The following is a 20,941-nucleotide window of genomic DNA, read 5'->3' on the forward strand; positions in this document are numbered from 1 at the left end:
GGGGTCCCCGGAGGCCACCCCGAGGGTGAACGGGTCACCGACCAGCCGCCGCGAACGCGCACCAGCAGCAGCGGCTGTGGCGGGCGTGGAGGCACCGGCGCCCAGCGCGGCCGCGCCGGCGGCGCCGGCACCGGCGACCAGGAGGCCGCGACGGGACAGGGCGCCGGTCGGGGAGGGGACGGACGGGACGGGCTGCGGCATCGCGGGCTCCACCGGAGGGGGGACGGGACGGCCCGTACCGTGGCGCACCGCCCGCAACCGCAGGCCGCGGGCGGGTGTCGCGCAGGTGGACCGGGGGCGTACGGCTCGCGCCCCCGCGCCGGGCGCCGGGCGTTCACCGGCCCGCCACCCGCCCGTGGTGGACCGCGCGGGCCCGCGGCGGCAGCGTGACGGCGCCCCCACCCGCCGACGCACGCCCGACGGAGCCGCCGCCATGACCACCTACCTCGGCCGCCGCAGCCTGCTCGCCGGGGGCCTCGCCCTCGGCGGCGCCGCCCTGCTGGGCGGACCCGCGTCCGCAGCCCCCCGCGCCGGCAGCGCACCCGGCCTGCTGCGCGCCGGGCGGCCCCTGCTGACCTCGGGCGTGCAGAGCGGCGACGTGACCGCCCGCTCGGGCATCGTCTGGGCCCGCTCGGACCGCCCGGCGCGCATGTGGGTCGAGGTCGGGCGCGACCCGTCGTTCCGCCGGGCCCGGGTGGTGCGCGGCCCCGTGGTCACCCCGGCCACCGACGGCACCGGCAAGGTACGGCTCACCGGGCTGCCCTCCGGCACGCAGCTGCACTACCGCACCTGGTTCAGCGACCTCGACACCCACCTGTCGGGGCCCGCCGAGGCCGGCGCCTTCCGCACCGCGCCGACCCGCGCCCAGGACGTGCGCCTCGTCTGGTCCGGCGACCTCGCCGGGCAGGGCTGGGGCATCGACCCGTCCCGCGGCGGCTACCGCATCTTCGACGCCATGCGCCGGCGCGACCCCGACGTCTTCCTCTTCAGCGGCGACACCGTCTACGCCGACGGGCCGCTGCAGGAGAGCGTCGCGCTGCCCGACGGGACGACCTGGCGCAACATCGTCACGCCGGAGAAGTCGAAGGTCGCCGAGACGCTCGACGAGTACCGCGGCCAGTGGCGCTACAACCTGCTCGACGAGGCGTACCGCGCCTTCAACGCCCAGGTGCCGGCCATCGTCCAGTGGGACGACCACGAGGTCACCAACAACTGGTACCCCGGCGAGGTGCTCGAGGACGACCGCTACACCGAGCGCCGGGTCGACGTGCTCGCCGCCCGCGGCAAGCGGGCGTTCCACGAGTACCTGCCGATCGCGCCGCGCGTCGAGGGCGAGCGCGGGCGGGTCTACCGCAAGCTCTCGTACGGCCCCCTGCTCGACGTCTTCGTCCTCGACATGCGCTCGCAGAAGGACGCCAACGACGCCAACGACGAGCGCCGCGGGCAGGTGCTGGGCGCCGAGCAGCTGGCGTGGCTCGAGCGGGAGGCAAGCGCTTCCCGCGCGGTGTGGAAGGTGATGGCCGCCGACCTGCCCATCGGCCTCGTCGTGCCCGACGGGGAGACCGCGCAGGAGGGCGTCGCGCAGGGCCTCGGCGGGCGCCCGCGCGGGCGGGAGAGCGAGGTCGCGCGGCTGCTGCGCACCCTGCACCGCCGCGGCGTGGAGAACGTGGTGTGGCTGACCGCCGACGTGCACTACACCGCGGCGCACCACTACTCGCCCGACCGCGCGGCCTTCCAGGACTTCACGCCGTTCTGGGAGTTCGTCTCGGGGCCGCTCAACGCCGGCGCCTTCGGCCCGAACGCGCTGGACCCGACCTTCGGCCCGCGCGCCGTCTTCGTCGAGGCGCCCCCTGCCGCGGGGACGTCGCCCGCGCAGGGCTACCAGTTCTTCGGCGAGGTCGACGTCGACGCGTCGGACCGCAGCATGACGGTCAGCCTGCGCGGGATCGACGGCTCGGTCCGCTACCGGAAGACCCTGCGCCCCGCCTGAGCCCCCGCGGTGCGAGGATCGGGGCGTGGCCGACCGACCGCTCCCCGTCGTGCTCGACGTCGACACCGGCGTCGACGACGCGCTCGCCCTGCTCCTCGCCGCGCGGCACCCCGGCCTCGACCTGCGGGCGGTGTCGTGCGTCGCCGGCAACGTCGGCGTCGACCAGGTGGTGGCCAACACGCTGCGCGTGCTCGACGCCGCGGGGGCGGGGGACGTCCCCGTCGCCCGCGGCGCCGACCGCCCGCTCGTGGAGCCGGCCCGCGAGGCCCGGCACGTGCACGGCGAGGACGGGCTGGGCGACCTCGGGCTGCCCCGCTCGCACCGCCGCGCCGAGGGCGTGCACGCCGTCGAGCTGCTGCGGCGCGCGGTCCTCGACGCCCCCGAGCCGGTGACGCTCGTGGCGCTCGCGCCCCTCACGAACGTCGCGCTGCTCCTGCGCTCGCACCCGGAGGTGGGGCCCCGCCTCGCCCGGGTCGTCGTCATGGGCGGCGCGGCGACCGGCGGCAACGCCACCGCCGCCGCGGAGTTCAACGTCTGGCACGACCCCGAGGCGGCGGAGGTCGTCCTCGGGGCGGGGCTGCCGGTCACCCTCTACGGCCTCGACGTCTTCTACGAGGTCGCGCTCACCGCGGCCGAGGCGGACGCGCTCGCCGCGTCGGGCGAGCCGGCCGCCGCGCTCGCCGGGCGCCTCGTGCGGCACCAGGTCGCCCGCCTGGGCGGGGTGAGCGGCACGCTGGGCGACGCGGGGGCGGTGGCCGCCGCGCTCGACCCGGGCGGGCTGCGGACCGAGCGGCTGCCGGTGCGCGTGGAGCTGGCCGGGCGCTGGACGCGCGGGCAGACCGTCGTGGACCGCAGGGCGCCGCACGACCGCGCCGCCGACCCGCTCGGGCCGCCCGGGCCGCCGGTCGACGTCGCCCTGCAGGTCGACGCCGACCGCTACCGCCGGCTGTTCCTCGACGCGGTGACGGGGGTGCCGTCGTGGGCCGCGTAGCCGTCGTCGGCAGCCTCAACGTCGACCTCGTCACCGGGGTCGAGCGCCACCCGCGCCCGGGCGAGACCGTGCGCGGCGAGGGCCTGGAGCACCGGCCCGGAGGCAAGGGCGCCAACCAGGCCCTGGCGGCCGCGCGCGCCGGGGCCCGCACGACGCTCGTCGGCCGGGTGGGCGACGACGCGGCCGGGTCGTCGTACCTCATCGGCCTGCGGCGCGAGGACGTCGACGTCTCGCGGGTGCGCCGCACGCGCGGCACGCCGACCGGGCACGCGCTCATCGTCGTGGACGGCAGCGGCGAGAACACCATCGTCATCGCCGCCGGCGCCAACGGCGAGCTCACCCCCGACGACGTCGAGGACTGCGCGGACGTCGTGCGCGAGGCCGACGTCCTGCTGCTGCAGCTCGAGGTGCCGCTCCCGGCGGTCGAGGCGGCCGCCCGGCTGGCCCGCGGGGCCGGCACGCGGGTGCTGCTCAACCCGTCGCCCGTGACCGCCCTCGGGCCGTCCCTGCTCGACCACGTCGACCTCGTCGTCGCGAACGAGGACGAGGCGCGCTCGCTCGGCGGCTGGGACGGCCCGCTCATCACCACGCTGGGTGCCCGGGGCGCCCGCTGGCGCGCTCCACGCGTGGACCTGCACCGCGACGCGCTGCGGGTCGACGTCGTCGACACGACGGGGGCGGGCGACGCCCTGGCCGGCGCCGTCGCGGCCGCGCTCGCGGACGGGCTCGACGAGGCCGCCGCGCTCGAGCGGGGCGTGGCGGCCGGCGCCCGCGCGGCCACGCACGACGGGGCGCAGGACTGGCTCCTCGACTGAGCCCGCGCGCCTACCCGCGCCCGGTGCGCAGGGGGAGCTCGTGCAGCGCCACGTCCCGCAGCGCGCCGTCGGCCGCGACGGCCGTGGCGTAGGTGCAGCGCGGCTGGCGCCGCCGGTCCGTCGGGGAGCCGGGGTTGAGCAGCCGCAGGCCGCCCGGGGCCACGGAGTCCCACGGGATGTGGGAGTGGCCGAAGACGAGCACGTCCACGTCCGGGTAGGCGGCGGCCGCCCGCTCCTCGCGCCCCTTGGCCGCCCCCGTCTCGTGCACCACCGCGAGCCGGACGCCCGCCAGCTCGGCCCGGGCCACCTCCGGCATGACCGCCCGCAGCTCGGGCCCGTCGTTGTTGCCGACCACGCCGACCAGCCGCCGGGCCCGCGCGGACAGCCGCTCCCACGCGTCGAGCGACACCCAGTCCCCGGCGTGCACGACGACGTCGGCGTCGTCGACCGCGCGCCACACCTCGTCGGGCAGGTCCCGGGCGCGCCGGGGCAGGTGGGTGTCGGCGAGCAGCAGGAGGCGCACGGGGGCGTCCTACCCGCGCCGCGCGCCGCTCAGGCGGGGCGGGCGACGAGCGCCCAGGGCTCCCCGGCGACCCGGGTCAGCACGACGGTGGCGGTCCCCGAGCCGGTGAGCCGGAGCTGGCGGCGCAGCTGCTCCGGCTCGAGGGCGGAGCCGCGCTTCTTCACCACCACCGTGCCGACGTCGCGGGCGCGCAGCGCCGCGCGCAGCCGCTTGAGCTGGAAGGGCAGGGCCTCGAGGACCTCGTACGGCCGCGCGAGCGGCGTGGGGACGAGGCCGTCGGCGGCCACGTACGCGATGGTCGGGTCGAGCAGCGACCCGTCGACGGCCGCCACCACGGCGGACACGAGGCCCGCGCGCACCACGGCGCCGTCGGGCTCGTAGAGGAAGCGGCGCACCGGCCCCACCGGTGGCGGCTCCTCCGCGCCGCTGCCGGTGACCGTCGCGCCCGAGGGCAGCAGCGTGGCGCGGTGGCGCACCCCGGAGGCGAGGGCGCCCGCCCAGACGGCGGCCTCCACGACGTCGCCGTCGACCGAGACCCACTCGACCTCCGCGCCGGGCGGGGCGAGGTCGCGCGGGACGCCCGGCGCCACCTTCGCGCCGGCCGCCGGCGACGCGGCGAGCACCCCCTCCACCCAGGACCACGGCGGCGACCAGCCCTCGGGGGCCATGACGCGCCGGCCCCCGGCCCGGCGCGCCGGGTCGCAGAAGGCGCCCCCGTGCGCCCGGACGTCCACCGCGGTCACGTCCGCGGCGAGGACCCGCGCGCGCGCCGCCAGGCCCAGGGCCTCGGCGTTCGCGGCGGCCAGCGCGCAGGCCACCGGGTCGCGGTCGACGCCGAGCACGTCGAGGCCCGCCGCGGCGAGCGGCAGCAGGTCGCCGCCGACGCCGCAGCACAGGTCCACGACGTCGCGCACGCCGGCGTCGACGAAGCGCCGCGCGCGCCGCGCCGCGACCTCCGCGCGCGTGGCCTGCTCCAGCCCGTCGGGGGTGAGGAGCATCGAGGCCGCGGCCGGCCCCAGCCGGGGGGCGGCCCGCGCCCGCAGCCGGGCCTGGGTCATCGCCGCCGCGACGAGCGGGGCCGGGTGCTCGCGGCGCAGCCGCTCGCCGAGCGCGAGGGCGGCGCGCTCGTCGTACCCCTGCAGCGCCGCGAGCAGGGCCCGGCCGGCGGGGGAGCGCAGCGCGTCGACGTCGGCGAGCGTCATCCCGGGCACCCCGCGATCCTGCCCGACGTCGCGTCCCTGGCACTCCGGTTGACCGAGTGCTAACCGGCGGACTACCTTCGGACCTGGCACTCCCGGCCCGGGAGCGCCAAGGTGGCGACGCCGTCCGGCACCCGCGACGACGGCCGGCAGAGCCCCGCCCCAAGCCACAGCGACATCCCGCACAGGGGAGGCAGCAGACGTGTCGGTCTCCATCAAGCCGCTCGAGGACCGGATCCTGGTCCAGACGCTCGACGCCGAGCAGACCACGGCGTCCGGTCTCGTGATCCCGGACACCGCGAAGGAGAAGCCCCAGGAGGGCAAGGTCCTCGCGGTCGGCCCGGGCCGCGTCGACGACAACGGCAACCGCGTCGCGGTCGACGTCAAGGTCGGCGACACCGTCGTCTACAGCAAGTACGGCGGCACCGAGGTCAAGTACGACGGCGAGGAGTACCTCATCCTCTCCGCGCGCGACGTCCTCGCGGTCGTCGAGAAGTGACCCCCGCCGGCGCCTGAGGCGCCGGCACCCGCACGTCCCCGACGTGCGACACCGCCCCGGCGGCCCGACGCACGACCACCGGGCCGACCGGGGCGCTCGTCGTCCGGGGGTGGGCCACGAACCCATGGAACGGAGCAGCTAGCCGCATGGCCAAGACCCTGCAGTTCGAGGAGGGCGCGCGCCGCGCCCTCGAGCGCGGCGTCGACGCGCTCGCCGACGCCGTCAAGGTGACGCTCGGCCCCCGTGGGCGCAACGTCGTCATCGACAAGAAGTTCGGCGCCCCCACGATCACCAACGACGGCGTCACCATCGCCCGCGAGATCGAGCTCCAGGACGCGTACGAGGACCTCGGCGCCCAGCTGGTCAAGGAGGTCGCGACCAAGACGAACGACGTCGCGGGCGACGGCACCACGACCGCGACCGTCCTCGCCCAGGGCCTCGTGCGCGAGGGCCTGCGCAACGTCGCCGCCGGCGCGCAGCCGATGGCCCTCAAGCGCGGCATCGAGAAGGCCGTCGAGGCGGTCTCCGAGCGCCTGCGCGAGGTCGCGCGCGACGTCGACGGCAAGGACGAGGTCGCCCAGGTGGCCGCCATCTCCGCGCAGTCGCAGGAGATCGGCGCGCTCATCGCCGACGCGTTCGACAAGGTCGGCAAGGACGGCGTCATCACGGTGGAGGAGTCGCAGGGCCTGACCCTCGACCTCGACTTCACCGAGGGCATGCAGTTCGACAAGGGCTACGTCTCGCCCTACATGGTCACCGACCAGGAGCGGATGGAGGCGGTCCTCGAGGACCCGTACGTCCTGCTCGTCGCGGGCAAGGTCTCCTCGGTCGCCGAGCTGCTCCCGCTGCTCGAGAAGGTCGTGCAGACCGGCAAGCCGCTGCTCCTCGTGGCCGAGGACGTCGAGGGCGAGGCGCTGTCGACGCTCGTCGTCAACAAGATCCGCGGCCTCTTCACCGGCGTCGCGGTCAAGGCCCCCGGCTTCGGCGACCGCCGCAAGGCGATGCTGCAGGACATGGCCGTGCTCACCGGCGGCCAGGTCGTCAGCCCCGAGGTCGGCCTCAAGCTCGACCAGGTCGGGCTCGAGGTGCTCGGCAGCGCCCGCCGGGTCACCGTCACCGCCGGCGACACGACGATCGTCGACGGCGCCGGCACCAAGGACGAGGTCGAGGGCCGGGTCGCGCAGATCAAGAGCGAGATCGAGCGCACCGACTCCGACTGGGACCGCGAGAAGCTCCAGGAGCGCCTCGCGAAGCTCTCCGGCGGCGTCTGCGTCATCCGCGTCGGCGCGGCCACCGAGGTCGAGCTCAAGGAGAAGAAGCACCGCCTCGAGGACGCGGTCTCCGCGACCCGCGCGGCGATCGAGGAGGGCATCGTCGCCGGCGGCGGCACCGCCCTGGTGCACGCGGTCTCCGCGCTCGACGGCGACCTCGGCCTCACCGGCGACGAGGCGACGGGCGTGGCCATCGTGCGCCGCGCCGCCGTGCAGCCGCTGCGCTGGATCGCCGAGAACGCCGGGCTCGAGGGCTACGTCGTGGTGGCCAGGGTGCAGGACCTGCCGGTCGGCAGCGGCCTGGACGCGGCCACGGGCGAGTACGGCGACCTCGTCGCGCGCGGCGTGCTCGACCCGGTCAAGGTGACCCGCTCGGCGCTGCAGAACGCGGGCTCCATCGCCGGGCTCGTGCTCACCACCGAGGCGCTCGTCGTGGAGAAGAAGGTCCAGGAGCCCGCGGGCGACGGCCACGGGCACGGCCACTCCCACGGGCACGGCCACAGCCACTGACGGCCGCACCCCCGGTACGCACGAGGCGCCCCTCCCGTCGCGGGAGGGGCGCCTCGTGGCGTCCGGGGGCGGTGGTGTCGCCGGGCGGTGGGGCCGGGTCAGCTCGCGGGGGCGAGGCGGCGCGCGGCGAGGATCCGCTCGCGGTCGTCCTCGCTCATGCCGCCCCACACGCCGTACGGCTCGCGCACGGCCAGGGCGTGCGCCGCGCACTGGGCGAGCACCGGGCAGCGGGCGCACACGGCCTTGGCGCGCGCCTCCCGGTTGCGCCGGCTGGGCCCGCGCTCGCCCTCCGGGTGGAAGAAGGTGTCGGGGTCCTCGCCGCGGCAGGCGCCCTGCAGCTGCCAGTCCCACAGGTCGGCGTTCGGACCGGGGAGCCGTGAGATCTCAGCCATGGCAGGTGCCCTTCCTCTGACGGTGGTACGAACCTAGTACCGCGCCAAAGGTTGTTCAAGCCCTCCGGGCCGTGATCTGGGCGACGACACCGGCCGCGCCCCGCCGAGGTGGCGCGCTGCGTACCCGCTCCGGGGCCCGCCCAACCCCCGCCGCGGGGCCGGGCGGGGGCGGCGCGCCGTGCCCCGGGGTCGGCTGGCGCGCGGGGGGCTTGCGAGGACAATCGTCGCCATGGCGAGCCCCGTGGACGACGGCGGCGACCTGCAGGGTCCAGCGCTCACGGTGGCCGCCGTCGCGCGCAGGCTCGGGGTCGCCCCGGCGACGCTGCGCACGTGGGACCGCCGCTACGGCCTCGGGCCCAGCGCGCACACCGCCGGCGCCCACCGCCGCTACACCGCGAGCGACCTGCAGCGGCTGTCGCTCATGCGCCGCCTCACCCACGAGGGGGTGGCGCCGGCCGAGGCGGCGCGCATCGCCCTGGCCGCCCCGGAGGGGGCCGGCGGCACCCTCGGCGGCGTGCCGCTCGAGGCCGCGCCCGCGCCCGCCGCCGCGGCCGCCGGCGTGCTCGCGCAGGCCGGTGCCGAGGCCCCGGAGGCCGCCGCGGGCCGTCGAGCGCCCGGCGGCGGGCGGGTGCTCGCCCTGCCCGACGGCTCGCCGCCCGCCCGGGGGCTCGCCCGGGCCGCCATGGCGCTGGACAGCCACGCGTGCCTGCAGATCGTCACGGCCGCCCTCGAGCGGTCGGGGGTCGTGCAGACCTGGGACGAGCTGCTCGTGCCGGTCCTCGTCGGCGTCGGCGAGCGCTGGAGCGCCAGCGGCCAGGGCATCGAGGTCGAGCACCTGCTCAGCGAGTGCGTCATGGCCGCGATGCGCGGCGTGTCCCTGGGGCTGGCCAGCCCGCGCAACGCCCGCCCGGTGCTGCTCTCCTGCGCTCCCGAGGACCAGCACGTGCTGCCGGTGCACGTCCTCGCCGCCGCCCTCGCCGAGCGCGGGGTCGGGGCGCGGCTGCTCGGCGCCCGCGTCCCCGCCGACGCGCTCGTCGCGGCGGTGCGCCGCTCCGGGCCCGCCGCGGTGTTCGTCTGGGCGCAGATGCCCGCCACCGCCGACCCCGCCGTGCTGTCCGGCCTGCCGGTGCTGCGCCCGCCCGCCGTCGTCGTCGCGGGCGGTCCGGGCTGGGACCGGGCCGCGACCCCGGCGGACGTGGTCGCCGAGGGGCTCGAGCACGCCGTCGACGTCCTCGTCCGCGCCACCGGCGGGTGAGGACGGGGGCCGCGCGCCCCGTACGGCCCCCTCGGGCAGCGCGCGGCGACCGGTCGTGCACGAGGCGCTCACGTCCGGAGCGGGTCCTGCCGATGGTCCGGGAGAGACCCCGACCGAAGGTGGCGCCAGTACCATGCCGACCGTGCTCGTCTGCGACGACTCCAACCTCGCCCGCGAGGCGCTGCGCCACGCCGTGGCCGCCGTGCCCGGCGTCGACCGCGTGGTGGAGGCGTCGAGCGGAGAAGAGGCCCTCAGCCGCTGGGCGGCCGAGCGCCCGGACGTGACCCTCATGGACGTCCGGATGCCCGGGCTCGGGGGCGTGGAGGCGACCCGCCGGCTGCTCGCGCTGCACCCGGACGCCCGCGTCGTCATGCTGACCATGGGCGAGGACGTCGACGGCGTCGCCCGCGCCGTCAAGGCCGGCGCGTCCGGCTACCTCGTCAAGGACTCGTCCAGCGAGGAGCTCGCCGCGGCGCTGTCGTACGTGCTCACCGCGGGGGACGCGCGCCGCGCCGCCGCCCGCGGCGGTGCCGCCGGCGGGGCCCCCGCGCTGTCCGAGCGCGAGCAGCAGGTGCTCGAGGGGATGGCCAAGGGCCAGAGCAACGCGGAGATCGGCCGCGAGCTCTACCTCTCCGAGGACACCGTCAAGACCCACGCCCGCCGCCTGTTCCGCAAGGTCGGTGCCAGCGACCGCGCCCACGCCGTGGCCATCGGCTTCCGGTGGGGGCTGGTGCGGTGACCCCGGCGGCCGGTGGCGGTCGGCCCGCGCCCCCTCGGGACGCGGGCCGTCCGTGACCGACCAGCTGGCCTCACGGGCCGTAACGGAGGACCTCTCCAGCGCGATGGAGGGGGCGACGGCCGTCGGCTTGCAGGAGCTCGCCACCCGGGCGACCGGGGGGGACGCCCGGGCGATGGAGCTCCTGCTCGTCGACGTCCGCCGCATGGTCCTTCGCTACTGCCGGGCCCGCCTCGCGCGGGTGCCCGGCGCCGATCACGCCGCCGACGACGCGGCCCAGGAGGTCTGTCTCGCCGTGGTCAACGCCCTTCCTCGCTACCGCGACGAGGGTCGGCCGTTCGAGTCCTTCGTGTACGGCATCGCCGCGCACAAGGTCGCCGACGTGCACCGCGCCGCCGCCCGCGCGCCCCTCGCGACCGCGGAGCCGCCGGACGCCCCCGACGAGGCCGCCGGGCCGGAGGAGGTCGCGCTGCGCCGCAGCGAGGCCGACCGGGCCCGCGCCCTGCTCGAGCACCTCCCCGACGCCCAGCGCGAGCTCCTCCTGCTGCGCGTCGTCGTCGGGCTCAGCGCCGAGGAGACCGGGCGCGCCCTGGGCATGACCCCCGGCGCGGTGCGCGTCGCGCAGCACCGCGCCCTGGCCAAGCTGCGCACCGTCGCCCAGCGCGAGGACGCCGCCGCGCTCGAGGCCGAGGAGCGCGCCGGAGCGCCCGTCGCCGCCGCGGCGCCCGCCCTGCCCGTGCCCGCCGCGACCACCACCGCGCCGCTGCGCCGCCGCCGGGGGAGGGGGTCGCGGTGAGCGCGCCCGAGGGCCCCGCCGACCTGCGCGCGGTCGCCGCGGACGACGCGCTCGTCGAGCTGCTCCGCGCCGGCCTGGCCGGGCCCGCCGTGGCCGGGCCCGCCGTGGCCGTGCCCGCGCAGGGCGGCGCCGCCGCGCCCGGGCCGTCCGACGGCGGCCCCCGCCCACCCCGCCCCGGCCGGCGCCGACGACGCGGTGCGCGTCGAGGACGCCGCGGTCGAGGACGTCGCGGTCGAGGACGTCGCGACCGCCGGCGTGCGCGCACCCGGGCCCGACCCCGACCAGGACCTGGCCGCGGCGCTCGCCGCCGACCCGGCGATGGCGCTGCTCGCGGCCCTCGCCCGTGATGTGGACGAGGCGCCCGACGCCCTCGTGCTCCCCGGGGCCGCGTCGCTCGTCGCCCCGCTGCGCGCCGTCCCCGCCCAACCCGGGCCGCCGGACGGCTCGGCGCCGCTCGGCGCCGGCGCCTCCGGCGCCGGCACCGGGTCCCCGGCCGCGCCGGGCGGCGCATCCCCGGCCGCGCCGGTGGACGCGACGTCGGCCCCGCCGGGGACCGCACCCGTGCGGCGCCCCCTGCGCCGCGGCGCCGCCGCCCGCGGCCCCGCCCGGCGCACCCGCCGCGGCGTCGCGGGCGGTGCCCTCGTCGCCGGCCTGCTGTCCGTCTCCGGCGTGGCCGCGGCCGTCGGCGGCGACCCGCTCGCGCCGTACACGCGGGCGCTCGCCGGCACGGTCGACTACGTGCGCTCGGTGACGCTCGAGCGCGGGGCCCCTCCCGCCGAGCAGGCCGCCCCCGTGGCGCCCGCGGACGCCGCCGCCCTCGCCGGCGGAGCCGCCGCGGCGGCGGCCCTCCCGCTGGACCCGCCCGCGCGCGCGGACGTGCTCGCCACCCTGTCCACCGCCCCGGTGCCCGAGGACGCGCGCCCCCGGGTCGAGCGGGCGCTGCGCGAGATCGAGGAGCTGCTGCGCCGCGGGCAGCTGCGGGAGGCGGCCGAGCGCGCCCGCGAGCTCGGCGTCGACCTCGCCGGCGTGCTGGAGCGCCTGCCGGGCCCCGAGCGCCTGCGGCTCGAGGAGTGGCTCGGGGGCGTGCAGTCCGTCGTCGTCCGCGGGCAGGGACCCGTGCCGGGCCTGGCCGGCGCCCCGGCCGTCACCGGGCCGGCCGCACCCGCGGCCCCGCCGGACGAGGTCCCGGTCGGTACGGGCCAGGGCGGCGCCCCGTCGTCCGGCGCGCCCGACGGGGCGGTGGCGCCCGCCCCCACGCCGACCGGTGGCGGGCAGCCCACGGCGCCGACGCAGCCGTCCACCGACCCCTCGGCGCAGCCCGGCCCGGTCGCCGGTGCGCCGGGCGGGGCGACGCCCCCGCCGACCGGCGGCGAGCCCGCGGGCGGCGGCAGCACGGGCGGCGGCAGCACGGGCGGCGGCAGCACGGGCGGCGGCAGCACGGGCGGCGGCAGCACGGGCGGCGGCACCGGGACCGACCCCGGCACGGGCGGTCAGCCCGGGACCGGCGGCCAGCCCGGCGAGGGCAGCGGCACGGGCGGGCAGCCCGGCGCGGGCAGCGGCACGGGGGGTCAGCCCGGCACTGGTGGGCAGCCGGGCACCGACCAGGGGACGGGCGGCCAGTCCGGTGGCGGCACCGGCGGGACGGGCGGCTCGGGCGGCGGCTCGGGCGGCGGGACCCAGGGCGAGGGGACCCAGGGCGCGGGGGAGCAGGGCGGCGGCGCCGCGCCGGCCCCGCCGCGCGACGGCGCGTCGGTGCAGCCCCCGGTGCAGCCCCCGGTGCAGCCGCTGGCGCAGTCCCCGGTGCAGCCCGCGGCGCCCGCCGAGGCGGCGCCCGCCGACGCTCCCGCAGCGCAGGCCCTGGACGGCACCGGCGCCGGCGTACCCGGCCCCGGGGGTGCTGCCGACGCTGCCGACGCTGCCGACGCGCCCGGGGCGTGACGCGGGCCTCCCCCGCCCGCGGCCGGGCGGGCGCTGCGCGCCCGTAGGATGGGCCGCGTCCCCGGTGCCCCCGGTGGCCGCGCGCCCACGGCGCGGGCCGCGCCGGACACCCCCGAGGCCCCCAGCGGGAAGGCTGCCGTGACCGACGCTGCCGCGACCGACCAGACGCCCGACGAGCGCACCGGGCCGGCGGGCCTGGAGCTGCCGCCGCCGGAGGTGGCGCCGCTGGACGTCCCCTGGGGCCTGACCTTCGACGACGTGCTGCTGCTGCCCGCCGCGTCCGACGTGGTGCCCAGCGAGGTCGACACGTCGGCGCGCGTCACCCGCGGGATCACCCTGCGGGTGCCGCTGCTGTCCTCGGCGATGGACACGGTCACCGAGGCGCGCATGGCGATCGCCATGGCCCGCCAGGGCGGGCTGGGGGTCCTGCACCGCAACCTCGCGGCCGAGGACCAGGCCCAGCAGGTCGACCTCGTGAAGCGCTCCGAGGCCGGCATGGTCACCCGCCCGATCACCATCGGCCCCGGCGCCACCCTCGCCGAGGCCGACGCGCTCTGCGGGCGCTACCGGATCAGCGGTGTGCCGGTGGTCGACGGCGACGGCGTCCTCGTCGGCATCGTCACCAACCGCGACCTGCGCTTCGAGACCGACTTCTCCCGGCTCGTCCGCGACGTCATGACGCCCCTGCCGCTCGTGACCGCCCCCGAGGGCGTGTCCGGCGACGACGCCATGCAGCTGCTGCGCCGGCACAAGGTGGAGAAGCTGCCGCTCGTCGACGCCGCGGGCCGGCTCAAGGGCCTCATCACCGTCAAGGACTTCGTCAAGAGCGAGCAGTACCCCCTCGCCACCAAGGACGCCGACGGGCGCCTCGTCGTCGGCGCGGCGGTCGGCGTGGGCGACGACGCCTTCGCCCGCGCGGGTCTGCTCGTCGACGCCGGGGTCGACGTGCTCGTCGTCGACACCGCGCACGGGCACTCCCGCGGCGTGCTCGAGATGGTCGCCAAGTGCAAGGCCAACTTCCGGGTCGAGGTCGTCGGCGGCAACGTGGCGACCCGCGCGGGCGCCCAGGCCCTCGTCGACGCGGGCGCCGACGGCGTCAAGGTCGGCGTCGGTCCCGGCTCGATCTGCACCACCCGCGTCGTGGCCGGCGTGGGCGTGCCGCAGGTGACGGCGATCAACGAGGCCGCGCAGGCCGCGCGGCCCGCGGGCGTGCCGGTCATCGGCGACGGCGGCATCCAGTACTCCGGCGACATCGCCAAGGCGCTCATCGCCGGCGCCGACTGCGTGATGCTCGGCTCGCTGCTCGCGGGCGTCGAGGAGAGCCCGGGCGAGCTGCTCTTCATCAACGGCAAGCAGTTCAAGTCCTACCGCGGCATGGGCTCGCTCGGCGCGATGCAGTCGCGGGGGAGCAGCCGCTCCTACTCGCGCGACCGCTACGCGCAGGACGACGTGCTCTCCGACGACAAGCTCGTCCCCGAGGGCGTCGAGGGCCAGGTGCCCTACCGCGGTCCGCTCGCGGCCGTGGCCCACCAGCTCGTCGGCGGGCTGCGCGCCTCGATGGGCTACGCGGGCGCCGCGACGGTCGCGCAGCTGCAGGCGGGCGGGCGGTTCGTGCGCATCACGGCGGCGGGGCTCAAGGAGTCCCACCCGCACGACGTGCAGATGACCGTCGAGGCCCCCAACTACCAGGGACGGTGACCGGGTGACCGAGGTCGAGATCGGGCGCGGCAAGCGCGGCCGGCGGGCGTACTCCTTCGACGACATCGCGATCGTGCCGAGCCGGCGCACCCGCGACCCCGAGGAGGTGTCGGTCGCCTGGCAGATCGACGCGTACCGCTTCGAGCTGCCCATCCTCGCCGCGCCGATGGACTCCGTGGTGTCCCCGCGCACCGCGATCGCCATCGGGCGCCTCGGCGGCGTCGGCGTCCTCGACCTCGAGGGCGTGTGGACGCGGTACGAGGACCCGGAGTCCGTCCTCGCCGAGATCGCCGCGCTCGACGACGTCGAGGCCAACCGGCGGATGCAGGACATCTACGCCGCGCCGATCCGCCCCGAGCTCGTCGTCGAGCGCATCCAGGAGGTGCGCCGGGCGGGCGTCACCGTCGCCGCGGCGCTCTCGCCGCAGCGCACCGCGCAGCTGCACAAGACCGTCGTGGACGCCGGGGTCGACCTGTTCGTGATCCGCGGGACGACGGTCTCCGCGGAGCACGTCAGCTCGGGTGCGGAGCCGCTCAACCTCAAGCAGTTCATCTACGAGCTCGACGTCCCGGTCGTCGTCGGCGGCTGCGCCACCTACACGGCGGCGCTGCACCTCATGCGCACCGGCGCGGCCGGCGTGCTCGTCGGCTTCGGGGGCGGCGCGGCGCACACGACGCGGACCGTCCTCGGCGTCGCCGTGCCCATGGCCTCCGCGGTGGCCGACGTCGCCGCCGCCCGGCGCGACTACATGGACGAGTCGGGCGGGCGCTACGTGCACGTCATCGCCGACGGCGGTGTCGGGCGCTCCGGCGACCTCGCCAGGGCGGTCGCCTGCGGCGCCGACGCGGTGATGATGGGCTCGCCGCTGGCGCGCGCCACCGAGGCGCCGGGCCGCGGCTGGCACTGGGGCTCCGAGGCTCACCACCCCGAGGTGCCGCGCGGCCTGCGCGTGCACGTCGGCACGGCCGGCTCGCTGGAGGAGATCCTCCTCGGCCCGTCCCGGGCGGCCGACGGCTCGATGAACCTCGTGGGCGCCCTGCGGCGGGCGATGGCCACCACCGGCTACTCCGACCTCAAGGAGCTGCAGCGCGTCGAGGTCGTCGTCGCGCCGTACCAGCCGAGCTGAGCGCCACCGGCGCGTGGCCGCGGCGGGTGCTGGCCCGGGGTGCGGCGCCGCCCCCTCGCCCCGCGGTGGCCCTGCGCGGGTGGCGGCCCGTCAGCGGCCGCGCTGGGCCTGCTCGGGCGTGATCCAGCCGAAGGTGCGCTCGACGGCGCGCTGCCAGTTGTCGTACTCCTCGGCGCGCAGCGCGGGGTCCATGCGCGGCGTCCACTGGGCGGCGCGGTGCCAGTTGCGGCGCAGGCCCTCCAGGTCCGGCCAGTAGCCGACGGCGAGCCCGGCGGCGTACGCGGCGCCGAGCGAGACCGTCTCGCTGACCATGGGCCGGACCACGGGGACGTCGAGGACGTCGGCGAGGAACTGCATGAGCAGGTTGTCGGCCGTCATGCCCCCGTCGACGCGCAGCGTGCTCAGCTCGATGCCGGAGTCCGCGTCCATCGCGTCGACGACCTCGCGGGTCTGCCAGCCGGTCGCCTCGAGCACGGCGCGAGCGAGGTGGCCCTTGGTGATGTACGACGTGAGCCCGACGATGATGCCCCGCGCCTCGCTGCGCCAGTGCGGGGCGAAGAGGCCGGAGAAGGCCGGGACGATGTAGCAGCCGCCGTTGTCGTCCACGGTCCGCGCGAGCGTCTCGATCTCCGCCGCGCTCGAGATGAGCCCGAGGCTGTCGCGGAACCACTGCACGAGCGAGCCGGTGATGGCGATCGAGCCCTCGAGGGCGTACACCGCGTCCTCGTCGCCGATCTTGTAGCCCACCGTCGTGAGCAGGCCGTGCGTGGAGCGGACGACCTCCCGGCCGGTGTTGAGCAGCAGGAAGGAGCCGGTGCCGTACGTGCACTTGGCCTCACCGGCCGTGAAGCAGGTCTGCCCGAAGAGCGCGGCCTGCTGGTCGCCGAGGGCGGCGGCGATGCGGGTGCCGGGGACGACGCCGGTGGCCGTGCCGTAGACCTCGGCGGAGGAGCGGATCTCCGGCAGGCAGGCGCGGGGGACGCCGAAGACCGCGAGCAGCTCGTCGTCCCACTGCAGGGTCGCGAGGTCCATGAGCATGGTGCGGCTGGCGTTGGTGACGTCGGTGACGTGGACGCCGCCGCCGGGGCCGCCGGTGAGGTTCCAGACGAGCCAGCTGTCCATCGTGCCGACGAGCACGTCGCCGCGCTCGGCGCGCTCGCGCAGCCCGGGCGTGTGGTCGAGCAGCCAGCGGATCCGCGGCCCGGCGAAGTACGTGGCGAGCGGCAGGCCGCACCGCTCGCGGAACCGGTCGGGGCCGCCGTCCGCGGCGAGCTCCTCGACGATGCCGGCGGTGCGCACGTCCTGCCAGACGAGCGCGCGCCCGACCGGCTTGCCCGTGCGGCGGTCCCACGCCACCGTCGTCTCCCGCTGGTTGGCGATGCCGAGGGCGGTGACCTGCGCGGGCGACGCCCCCGCCTGCGCGACCGCCTCGCCGACGACCCGCTGGGCGTTGCGCCAGATCTCGGCGGCGTCGTGCTCCACCCAGCCGGGCTGCGGGTAGTGCTGCGCGTGCTCGCGCTGGGCGACCGACACCAGGCGGCCCTGGTGGTCGAAGAGGATGCAGCGCGTCGACGTCGTCCCCTGGTCCAGGGCCGCCACGTAGGTCGGGCTCACCACCGGCGGGCACCCAGCTCGCGCGACACGGCCCGCGCGGCGTCGCGCACCTGGGTGACGAGGGCCGTACGGGGCCGCCGTCGCCCGTCGCACACCCGCTCGACCGGTCCGGTCAGGCCGATCGAGCCGACGACGAGGCCGCCCGCGTCGCGGATCGGCGCCGCGATGCCGGCCTGGCCCGTGGTCATCTCCTCCACCTCGCCGGCCCAGCCGACCTCGCGCACCTCGGCCAGGGCGCGGTCGAGGTCGCGCCGGGTGGCGGCGGTCCAGCGCGTGTAGGGCACGGGCCCACCCTCGCGCACCGCCGCGGCCGCCGCAGCGTCGAACGCCAGGATCGCCTTGCCGAGCGCGCAGGCGTGCAGCGGCAGCAGGCTCCCGACCTCCACCGTCTGCAGGGAGTCGTCGGGCCGGAACACGTGGTGCACGACGAGGACCTCGCCGTCGAGGTGGGAGCCGATGCGCACGGCCTCGCCGCTGCGCGCGGCGAGCGAGTCCGCCCAGTTGATCGCCCGCGAGCGCAGCTCGTTGACGTCGAGGTAGCTCGTGCCGAGGTGCAGCAGGGTCGCGCCCAGGTGGTACTTGCCGGAGTCCTTGTCCTGCTCCACGAACCCCACGTGCTGCAGCGTGCGCAGGATGCCGTGGACCGTGCCCTTGGCCAGGCCCAGGGCGTTCGACACGTCGACCAGGCCGAGGCGCCCGCCGGCCAGCAGCCGCAGGATCGCGGCCGCCCGCTCGATCGACTGCACGTTGCCCGGCACGGTTCGTGACGGTACGCCCGCGCCGCGCCGTCGCCCAGCAGGAACGTTCGACGATGTCGACCGGAGTTCGTTGCGTGACGTGCGCGACATCCCTACGTTCCTGCATCGAGGGACGGCGGTGCTGCCGCCCGTCCCCGTCCGCCCACTGTCGTGCGACTCCGGGAGACCGCGCATGGAAACGTCCTTGGGAACCGTGTTCCTCTCCGAGGTGGTCGGCACCGCCTTCCTCCTCCTCCTGGGCTGCGGCGTCGTCGCGAACGTCGCCCTCACCAAGAGCAAGGGGGCCGGCGGCGGCTTCCTCCTCGTGAACTTCGGCTGGGGCCTCGCGGTCTTCGCCGGCGTGTTCGTCGCGTTCCGCTCCGGGGCGCACCTCAACCCCGCGGTCACGCTCGGCCTGCTCTCCAGCGGCGCCGACGAGTACGCGCCGGGCGTGGAGGTCACGTTCGCCTCGACCCTGGTCTACCTCGCCGCCGAGTTCGTCGGCGCCTTCCTCGGCGCGGTCGTCGCGTGGCTGGCCTACCGCGACCACTTCGACCAGGAGCCCGACCCCGAGGCGAAGCTCGGCGTCTTCTCCACCGGCCCGGCGATCCGCGACTACCCCTGGAACGTCGTCACCGAGGTCATCGGCACGTTCGTCCTGGTCTTCGTCGTCCTGCTCTTCGGCAGCACCCCGACCGGGCTCGGGCCGCTGGCCGTGGCGCTGCTCGTCGTCGGCATCGGCGCCTCGCTCGGCGGGCCCACCGGCTACGCCATCAACCCGGCCCGCGACCTGGGCCCCCGCGTCGCGCACGCGGTCCTGCCGATCCGCGGCAAGGGCGGCAGCGACTGGGGCTACGCGTGGGTGCCGGTCGTCGGCCCGGTGATCGGCGGCGTCCTCGCCGGCCTCGCCGCCAACGCGTACTTCTGACGGGGGCGCTGTGAGCACCGCATCCGGGGGCCCCGGGCGCCGGGGCGAGGGCGACTACGCCGACAAGGACGTGCCCGGCGGCGACGTCGAGCCGGGCGAGGGCCAGTACACCGACCAGGAGACGCCGCGGGAGGCCCGCGGCGAGGAGCCGGACCTGCGCGGGCCGGACGACGACGGCGCGTACACCGACCGCGACGTCGCCGGCGAGCACCGCGCGGCGCCGCGCGAGGGGTCGTACGTGCAGAAGGACACCCCGAGCACACCCAGCACACCCACCGATGACGCAGGGGAGAACGAGCATGGCTGAGTACGTCGGAGCGGTCGACCAGGGCACCACCAGCACCCGGTTCATGGTGTTCGACCACGGCGGCAACGAGGTGGGCCGCCACCAGCTCGAGCACCAGCAGATCCTCCCGCAGGCCGGCTGGGTCGAGCACAACCCGGTCGAGATCATGGAGCGGACCAACTCGGTCATCCGCACCACGATGGGCAAGCTCGGCCTGCAGGCCTCGGACCTGGTGGCGCTGGGCATCACGAACCAGCGCGAGACCGCGGTGGTGTGGGACAAGCGCACCGGCCGGCCGTACTACAACGCGATCGTCTGGCAGGACACCCGCACCGACCGGATCGCCTCCGCCCTCGAGCGCGAGGGCAAGGGCGACCTCATCCGGCACCGGGCGGGCCTGCCCCCGGCCACGTACTTCTCCGGCGGCAAGATCCAGTGGATCCTCGAGAACGTCGACGGGGTGCGCGAGGCGGCCGAGCGCGGCGACGCGGTCTTCGGCAACACCGACTCCTGGCTCATCTGGAACCTCACCGGCGGCCCCGACGGCGGCGTGCACGTCACCGACGTGACCAACGCGAGCCGCACGATGCTCATGGACCTCGAGACCCTGCAGTGGGACGACGAGCTCCTCGCGCTGTTCGGCATCCCGCGCCAGATGCTCCCGGAGATCCGCTCCTCGTCCGAGCCGCAGGGGTACGGGCGCACCACCGCCCAGGGCCCGTTCCAGGGCGAGGTGCTCATCACCGGCGACCTCGGCGACCAGCAGGCGGCGACCGTGGGCCAGGTCTGCTTCGCCCCCGGCGAGGCCAAGAACACCTACGGCACCGGCAACTTCATGCTCATCAACACCGGCACCGAGCTCGTCCGCTCGAAGGCCGGGCTGCTCACCACGCCGGCGTACAAGTTCGGCGACCAGCCGGTCGTGTACGCGCTCGAGGGCTCGATCGCGGTCACCGGCTCGGCGGTGCAGTGGCTGCGCGACCAGCTCGGCATCATCAGCGGCGCCGCGCAGAGCGAGGCGCTCGCCCGGCAGGTCGAGGACACCGGCGGCGTCTACTTCGTCCCCGCGTTCTCCGGGCTCTTCGCGCCGTACTGGCGCTCCGACGCCCGCGGGGCGATCGTCGGCCTCTCGCGCTTCAACACCAACGCGCACGTGGCCCGGGCGACCCTCGAGGCGATCTGCTACCAGAGCAAGGACGTCGCCGACGCCATGGAGAAGGACTCCGGGGTGCACCTGGAGGTCCTCAAGGTCGACGGCGGCGTCACCGCCAACGACCTCTGCATGCAGATCCAGGCCGACGTGCTCGGCGTGCCGGTGAGCAAGCCGGTGGTGGCGGAGACGACAGCGCTCGGCGCGGCGTACGCGGCGGGGCTCGCCGTAGGCTTCTGGAAGGACACCGACGAGCTCCGCGCGAACTGGAACGAGGACAAGCGCTGGGAGCCGCACTGGTCCGACGACCAGCGCGCCAAGGGCTACGCCGGGTGGCAGAAGGCCGTGCAGCGCACCCTCGACTGGGTCGACGTCGACTGACGCCCCAGCGGGTAGCAGAGCACGACGGGTCGTCCGCCCCGCCCCCGCCGACCGCGGGGGCGGGGCGCCGGCCGACGACGGAGCGGAGGACCGGAACGTGATCGTC

Annotated in this window: 18 protein-coding genes and 2 pseudogenes; 14 read left to right on the top strand and 6 right to left on the bottom strand. The window is 77.1% G+C overall.

Annotation, left to right across the window (positions count from 1 at the left end; genetic code table 11):
• Nucleotides 1-201: pseudogene (locus D5H78_RS19880) on the bottom strand (alkaline phosphatase D family protein); the annotation flags it as partial.
• A gap of 232 nt (nucleotides 202-433) precedes the next feature.
• Between D5H78_RS19880 and D5H78_RS18420 the strand changes: the two are divergent.
• The 3 genes from D5H78_RS18420 to D5H78_RS18430 are packed head-to-tail and all read left to right on the top strand — an operon-like array spanning nucleotide 434 to nucleotide 3,796.
• The gene (locus D5H78_RS18420) at nucleotides 434-1,990 is read left to right on the top strand and encodes an alkaline phosphatase D family protein (protein ID WP_119951977.1); all 1,557 of its coding nucleotides are present in this window, start codon (nucleotides 434-436) and stop codon (nucleotides 1,988-1,990) included.
• 25 nt (nucleotides 1,991-2,015) lie between these two features.
• Entirely contained in the window at nucleotides 2,016-2,981 is a 966-nt protein-coding gene (locus D5H78_RS18425) for a nucleoside hydrolase (protein ID WP_119951978.1), read from the top strand.
• Complete coding sequence (locus D5H78_RS18430) at nucleotides 2,969-3,796, top strand: ribokinase (protein WP_119951979.1); 828 nt, start codon at nucleotides 2,969-2,971, stop codon at nucleotides 3,794-3,796. Before D5H78_RS18425 ends, D5H78_RS18430 begins: the two co-directional genes overlap by 13 nt.
• A gap of 10 nt (nucleotides 3,797-3,806) precedes the next feature.
• Here D5H78_RS18430 and D5H78_RS18435 read toward each other — a convergent pair whose 3' ends face one another.
• Both D5H78_RS18435 and D5H78_RS18440 read right to left on the bottom strand, forming a co-directional pair.
• The gene (locus tag D5H78_RS18435; RefSeq protein ID WP_119951980.1) at nucleotides 3,807-4,319 is read right to left on the bottom strand and encodes a metallophosphoesterase family protein; all 513 of its coding nucleotides are present in this window, start codon (nucleotides 4,317-4,319) and stop codon (nucleotides 3,807-3,809) included.
• A 29-nt stretch (nucleotides 4,320-4,348) separates the two neighbouring features.
• Nucleotides 4,349-5,521: a class I SAM-dependent methyltransferase gene (locus D5H78_RS18440; protein WP_119952015.1), complete on the bottom strand. Its 1,173-nt coding sequence runs from the start codon at nucleotides 5,519-5,521 to the stop codon at nucleotides 4,349-4,351.
• Between the two features lie 199 nt (nucleotides 5,522-5,720).
• Between D5H78_RS18440 and groES the strand changes: the two genes are divergently transcribed.
• Together groES and groL are read left to right on the top strand one after the other, a co-directional pair.
• The gene (gene groES, locus D5H78_RS18445; RefSeq protein WP_119951981.1) at nucleotides 5,721-6,017 is read left to right on the top strand and encodes a co-chaperone GroES; all 297 of its coding nucleotides are present in this window, start codon (nucleotides 5,721-5,723) and stop codon (nucleotides 6,015-6,017) included.
• A 146-nt stretch (nucleotides 6,018-6,163) separates the two neighbouring features.
• Nucleotides 6,164-7,798 carry a chaperonin GroEL gene (gene groL / locus D5H78_RS18450; RefSeq protein ID WP_119951982.1) on the top strand — a complete coding sequence of 545 codons (1,635 nt, stop codon included), beginning with the start codon at nucleotides 6,164-6,166 and terminating at the stop codon, nucleotides 7,796-7,798.
• Nucleotides 7,799-7,896: 98 nt separating this feature from the next.
• Here the strand turns inward: groL and D5H78_RS18455 are convergent, their stop codons facing one another.
• Entirely contained in the window at nucleotides 7,897-8,190 is a 294-nt protein-coding gene (locus tag D5H78_RS18455; RefSeq protein ID WP_119951983.1) for a WhiB family transcriptional regulator, read from the bottom strand.
• A 229-nt stretch (nucleotides 8,191-8,419) separates the two neighbouring features.
• Here D5H78_RS18455 and D5H78_RS18460 point away from each other — a divergent pair, with 229 nt between their 5' ends.
• The 6 genes and pseudogenes from D5H78_RS18460 (at nucleotide 8,420) to D5H78_RS18485 (ending at nucleotide 15,739) form a co-directional block, all read left to right on the top strand.
• Nucleotides 8,420-9,445 (top strand): MerR family transcriptional regulator, encoded by a 1,026-nt coding sequence (locus tag D5H78_RS18460; RefSeq protein WP_119951984.1) that lies wholly within the window; start codon nucleotides 8,420-8,422, stop codon nucleotides 9,443-9,445.
• A 133-nt stretch (nucleotides 9,446-9,578) separates the two neighbouring features.
• Nucleotides 9,579-10,184: a response regulator transcription factor gene (locus tag D5H78_RS18465; protein WP_119951985.1), complete on the top strand. Its 606-nt coding sequence runs from the start codon at nucleotides 9,579-9,581 to the stop codon at nucleotides 10,182-10,184.
• A 103-nt stretch (nucleotides 10,185-10,287) separates the two neighbouring features.
• A pseudogene (shbA, locus tag D5H78_RS18470) lies at nucleotides 10,288-10,848 on the top strand (RNA polymerase sigma factor ShbA); the annotation flags it as partial.
• A 324-nt stretch (nucleotides 10,849-11,172) separates the two neighbouring features.
• Nucleotides 11,173-12,915: a hypothetical protein gene (locus D5H78_RS18475; RefSeq protein WP_119951987.1), complete on the top strand. Its 1,743-nt coding sequence runs from the start codon at nucleotides 11,173-11,175 to the stop codon at nucleotides 12,913-12,915.
• A gap of 48 nt (nucleotides 12,916-12,963) precedes the next feature.
• Nucleotides 12,964-14,613 carry an IMP dehydrogenase gene (gene guaB, locus D5H78_RS18480; protein ID WP_218566799.1) on the top strand — a complete coding sequence of 550 codons (1,650 nt, stop codon included), beginning with the start codon at nucleotides 12,964-12,966 and terminating at the stop codon, nucleotides 14,611-14,613.
• Between the two features lie 4 nt (nucleotides 14,614-14,617).
• Nucleotides 14,618-15,739, top strand: a complete 1,122-nt coding sequence (locus D5H78_RS18485) for a GuaB3 family IMP dehydrogenase-related protein (protein ID WP_119951989.1) — start codon at nucleotides 14,618-14,620, stop codon at nucleotides 15,737-15,739.
• A gap of 90 nt (nucleotides 15,740-15,829) precedes the next feature.
• On the opposite strand, the gene glpK (D5H78_RS18490) is transcribed toward D5H78_RS18485, so the two are convergent.
• Nucleotides 15,830-17,353 (bottom strand): glycerol kinase GlpK, encoded by a 1,524-nt coding sequence (gene glpK / locus D5H78_RS18490; protein WP_119952016.1) that lies wholly within the window; start codon nucleotides 17,351-17,353, stop codon nucleotides 15,830-15,832.
• Nucleotides 17,350-18,111, bottom strand: a complete 762-nt coding sequence (locus tag D5H78_RS18495; protein ID WP_119951990.1) for an IclR family transcriptional regulator — start codon at nucleotides 18,109-18,111, stop codon at nucleotides 17,350-17,352. The genes glpK (D5H78_RS18490) and D5H78_RS18495 overlap by 4 nt, the downstream gene beginning before the upstream one ends.
• 172 nt (nucleotides 18,112-18,283) lie before the next feature.
• Here D5H78_RS18495 and D5H78_RS18500 point away from each other — a divergent pair, with 172 nt between their 5' ends.
• From D5H78_RS18500 to glpK (D5H78_RS18510), 3 genes are read left to right on the top strand one after another with little or no spacing between them, the layout of a single operon-like run.
• Nucleotides 18,284-19,018, top strand: coding sequence for an MIP/aquaporin family protein (locus D5H78_RS18500; RefSeq protein ID WP_119951991.1), 735 nt, complete (start codon nucleotides 18,284-18,286; stop codon nucleotides 19,016-19,018).
• Between the two features lie 10 nt (nucleotides 19,019-19,028).
• Nucleotides 19,029-19,325 carry a hypothetical protein gene (locus D5H78_RS18505; protein WP_119951992.1) on the top strand — a complete coding sequence of 99 codons (297 nt, stop codon included), beginning with the start codon at nucleotides 19,029-19,031 and terminating at the stop codon, nucleotides 19,323-19,325.
• Nucleotides 19,318-20,835 carry a glycerol kinase GlpK gene (gene glpK / locus D5H78_RS18510; RefSeq protein ID WP_119951993.1) on the top strand — a complete coding sequence of 506 codons (1,518 nt, stop codon included), beginning with the start codon at nucleotides 19,318-19,320 and terminating at the stop codon, nucleotides 20,833-20,835. Before D5H78_RS18505 ends, glpK (D5H78_RS18510) begins: the two co-directional genes overlap by 8 nt.
• Nucleotides 20,836-20,941 lie beyond the last annotated feature (106 nt).

The sequence above is a fragment of the Vallicoccus soli genome (assembly GCF_003594885.1).
Classification (GTDB): domain Bacteria; phylum Actinomycetota; class Actinomycetes; order Motilibacterales; family Motilibacteraceae; genus Vallicoccus; species Vallicoccus soli.